At 42.5% G+C, this 4,260-nt stretch carries 5 protein-coding genes; 4 read left to right on the plus strand and 1 reads right to left on the minus strand.

What is annotated here, in order from left to right:
- Positions 1 to 68: 68 nt before the first annotated feature.
- The 4 genes from LUQ50_RS09045 to LUQ50_RS09060 all read left to right on the plus strand — a co-directional run bounded on the left by LUQ50_RS09045 (position 69) and on the right by LUQ50_RS09060 (position 3,718).
- Entirely contained in the window at positions 69 to 239 is a 171-nt protein-coding gene (locus LUQ50_RS09045; protein ID WP_300039380.1) for a hypothetical protein, read from the plus strand.
- A 1,097-nt stretch (positions 240 to 1,336) separates the two neighbouring features.
- On the plus strand, positions 1,337 to 1,627 hold the full coding sequence (locus tag LUQ50_RS09050; protein ID WP_300039384.1) for a DUF4258 domain-containing protein: 291 nt from the start codon (positions 1,337 to 1,339) through the stop codon (positions 1,625 to 1,627).
- Positions 1,628 to 1,633: 6 nt separating this feature from the next.
- The gene (locus LUQ50_RS09055) at positions 1,634 to 1,879 is read left to right on the plus strand and encodes a type II toxin-antitoxin system MqsA family antitoxin (protein WP_300039381.1); all 246 of its coding nucleotides are present in this window, start codon (positions 1,634 to 1,636) and stop codon (positions 1,877 to 1,879) included.
- 117 nt (positions 1,880 to 1,996) lie between these two features.
- On the plus strand, positions 1,997 to 3,718 hold the full coding sequence (locus LUQ50_RS09060) for an RNA-binding domain-containing protein (protein ID WP_300039382.1): 1,722 nt from the start codon (positions 1,997 to 1,999) through the stop codon (positions 3,716 to 3,718).
- Positions 3,719 to 4,070: 352 nt separating this feature from the next.
- On the opposite strand, the gene LUQ50_RS09065 is transcribed toward LUQ50_RS09060, so the two are convergent.
- Positions 4,071 to 4,260 (minus strand): hypothetical protein (locus LUQ50_RS09065; RefSeq protein WP_300039383.1); only part of this gene is annotated, 190 nt, incomplete at its 5' end.

The raw sequence follows: 4,260 nt of genomic DNA on the forward strand, positions 1-4,260 counted from the left end.
AAATTTAATGATGCAATCTATGATTTATTTGAGAAATCTATCAAACAAGGATTAAGAGATAAAATGCAATGACAAAAAAAGAACCTTTTAACTATAATTATTCATCCGATACAGATTTCCATGCAAAACAGCAGGAAACGCAGGGAGTACCAGTTAAAGATTTGGACACAGAAATCGATGATGAAAAATATGATACAGGAAAGCCATATAGAAAACGCATTATTGCTGTAAAGAAATGATTCAAGTTAATAAACAAATTAATAGCAGAATCTGTCAAGGAGCAGTATATAAAGACATATATCATATCGAATGGCTAACTGAAACAAATACTGAAATAGAAATATCAAAAGTTTTTTTCCCGCATATCATCATCCTAACCCAGGATTGTGATTTAAATCAAGATCCCAATGTTAATCCTAAGTCTCCGTGTACAAAAAATAATGATAAGGATCTTTTATCCATATTAGTTGCACCACTGTACAACTATGAACAAGTGATTCAGGGAACTCACTTATCCCAATTAAAGAAAAAAATGCAAGTAATATCAAGTTCAACAGTTCAGAATCATGTCAAGACTAATCAAAATATCAGGTATCACTATCTAGAGTTTCCAAATAAAGAGATGGTTCCCAGGATTATTGATTTTAAACACTATTTTTCTGTCAATATTGATTATATCAAATCGATACATCAATCTAATTTTGTCCTTCAAATTGACGATTTATATAGGGAGAGTATATCGACCAGATTTTCTTACTATTTGTCAAGGATCGGTTTACCGGACACAATTAATGAATGCCATAATCCGGATTATTCAGATAAAAAATAATTGTTGATTATGGTGTTAAAGCAATGATATTAATTGAGACCGGCAACCTACTATCTCGTAAAACCGTCGCAAATGATCTCTCGGATAGGTTGCATATTCATCATCAAAGGGAATAGATGCAGCCAGGTATGCAGAGATTATCCGAGGATTTGTTCAGGATCATGGATCGATAACCAATAGAGAATCCCGGTAGTTGTTTGATCTCGGTGACACAGCATCAGCACAGGTCGAAGCATCACGGTACCTGAAGAAATGGTCTGCAGATGATGGGATTCTTACTGAAGAAGGGTCCGGTCCCGAAAGACACAAAGTTCAGGGACTAAACATTTTGACGAGGCTCAGATATTTTCATTCATCTCACCAATAATTATCCTGATGCCTTATCTCCCCCAAGTTGTTGAACAGGAAAACATCTGTACCTCAACCCATTCAGGGTACATATCCAAAACGTAGTAAGATAAAGATCACAAGGAAAATCTCACCCACCGAGGGTTGCAATTGAGTTCATTGCCCACCATCCAATCACATGCTCGAACGCGTTCGATAATTTTCTCTGCACATGCACGGGTTAGAATGTTCGAACGTGACATTTCATCAGAGGATATATTGCATATCCTGACAGATGGAGAGATCATAGAAGAGTATGAGGATGATACCCCATGTCCGTCGTTTCTCATGCTTGGGTATCTGCGAGGAATTGCTCATCATGTGGTAGTTGGGTGCTGTGCAGATCACATCAAAATAATCACGGTGTATCATCCGGATGAAAGCTGGACCAATGATCGATTGAGGAGGTGAAATAGTATGAAACCAGGAGTATGCCAGTTCTGTAAGGGTGAGATGAAAGAGGGAAAGACCGAATTTATGGCCCGGGTTCATGATCAGGTGATTGTGATCAAGGATGTTCCCGCATGGGTTTGTGAACGATGTGGAGAAGCATGGTTTTCCTATGAAACATCTGAGAAGATCGATAAGGTGATGCATGAGGTTCATGCCGGGAAGATCTGTGTCAGACCACTTGCAGCAGGAGAGATCGAATTACCAGCGTAAACTGACAAGTTGTCCAAAATATCATGAGATACTCTCCCCTCTTTCAAGAGCATTGAAACCTTTCATCAACAATCAATTTTCCGAATACCTCTAACAACATATAGGTAGACCCGAACCATGACCATCCCCACAAACGATGACATCCTCCGTCTTCTGGATCAACTCGATCATTCCATAGCCGATGATCTCGAGTCCAACGTTCTCGACTTCAAGCCGTGGGGTGATCCGAAAGGCGATATGAAAGTAGCCATCGAATACGCGGTCTGCTTCTCTAACGCAGATGGGGGTGTCGTTGTCTTCGGGGTTTCGGACAAAACAATCGGGCGTTCAGAGGCAATTCACGGAGCAAAAGGGTACAATCTCGACACCTGGCGAAGGGGAATATTTGACCGGACCAACCCTCATATCCAAGCCGAGGTCGAGGAACTGAACGTCCCTGAAGGGACCGGCCATCTCCTCATCGTCCGGATTCCCAAAGGCAGCAATCCACCATACGGTACATCACAGGGTTTGTTCAAACAGCGGATTGGGAAAAACTGCATGCCGATGGACCCGGCTGCATTTGCATCCATGAAGGCATCAACCGGAGCAGTAGACTGGAGTGGACTACCGGTTTCCGAAATTACTCCTGAAGACCTGGACCCTCTTGAGATCGCCCGGGCACGAGCGATGTTGCGGAGTAAAAATCCCGAATCAGAACTGCTTAAAATGTCAGACGATGCCTTTCTTCGAGGCATCGAGGCTGTCCGGGGAGACTCGGTTACCAACGCAGGACTCCTCCTTTTCGGAAAACCGGATATCATCTCAGATCTCTGTCCCCAGAGCCAGGTCCATTATGTTCACCAACCATCAGAGACAAAAGTTGCCCGCAATGATCTCTGGAGAGTGGGGCTTCTTCAGGTCATTGAGAAGATTGAAAGTATCTTCTCTGGTCCTATCAACCCGGAAGAAGAGATATCAGTCGGTCTCTTTAAACTCAGAATCCCGGCCTTCCCCCTCGATGTGGTTCGTGAAGTGGTGCTCAATGCCATAACCCACCGGGACTATACCAATCCGGGAGAAGTACTCATTCGTCATGCAGCTTCTGAACTGGTAGTTACCAGTCCGGGAGGATTCATCGGTGGTATAACGCTTCAGAACATTCTCCGCCATGAATCAACTCCACGTAACCGGACTCTGGCAAATGCCTTTCTCAAACTCAGGCTTGTAGAATCAGCAGGGACCGGGAGACGGAAGATATTCATCCCGATGCTCGAATACGGGAAACGAATGCCCCGGTATGAGGCCGATGGTTCCCAGGTCACTCTTCATATTTACGACGGAACATTTGATCATGCCATGGCGAGTCTCGTTGCCCGGTGGCATGGAGAAGGGAAGGATATCGGGCTAGACGGGCTCATAGTTCTGACCTATCTGAAAGATCACCGCTTCATCAGTACCGCCGATGCTGCAGATCTGCTCCAGCTGGAACGGGATGATGCAATTGCCGTACTTGATACCATGAGCCATCCCACACGAGGGATTCTCGAGCGAAAAGGACATGCAAAACCGGCAACCTACTATCTCGCAAAAACCGTTGCGAATGATCTCATCGGAAAGGTTGCATATTCATCATCCAAGGGAATAGATGCAGCCAGATATGCAGAGTTGGTCCGGGGATTTGTTCAGGATCATGGATCGATAACCAATAAAGAGTGCCGGCAGTTATTGAATCTCGGTGACACCGCATCAGCACAAGTGGAAGCTTCGAGATATCTCAAAAAGTGGTCTGAAGAAGGAGGTTTTCTGATTGGAGACGGGGCCGGACCTAATAGGAAATATCGGTTCCGAAGTTCTTAACAGATATCTTACACTGTTAAGATTGGTTGATCAGTGAATAGGGGAAATTGGAATTGATTTAGAGAAAGGGGATTAAATTTCACTGTTCTGAATCTTAACAAACATCTTACACTGTTAAGATTATCTAGGGATTAGAATCAGCAAATATTGATTCATTTTACCAAACATCACACATACCTAATGATTTGATATCTTAACAACATCTTACATCGAGAGGAGTACTTCTAACGAAACTGGTTATTGTCAAGGTGATTGATGATTGATTCAAGCGTGAAAAAAGAAACATAAAACATACCATCTATTTAAAAGTGGGATTGAATTATTTTTCACTGGGAGTTATATGTTCATTCAGTTACTGCTCGATTTCATCTATGTGAAATGAAACTCTATTTCTTCCTCCACTTTGCATAGTGAAGGAAATATAATAATTTCCCTCTTTCAAGTCGCGAGTATCATATTGATAGAGAATTTCCCCATTATAATATGTAATTTTTTCAGAATCTAATAAGGTGGTACAAGAATCAGGACCAAATATTTGAATC

This window comes from Methanospirillum sp., assembly GCF_028679455.1.
Taxonomy (GTDB): Archaea; Halobacteriota; Methanomicrobia; order Methanomicrobiales; family Methanospirillaceae; genus Methanospirillum.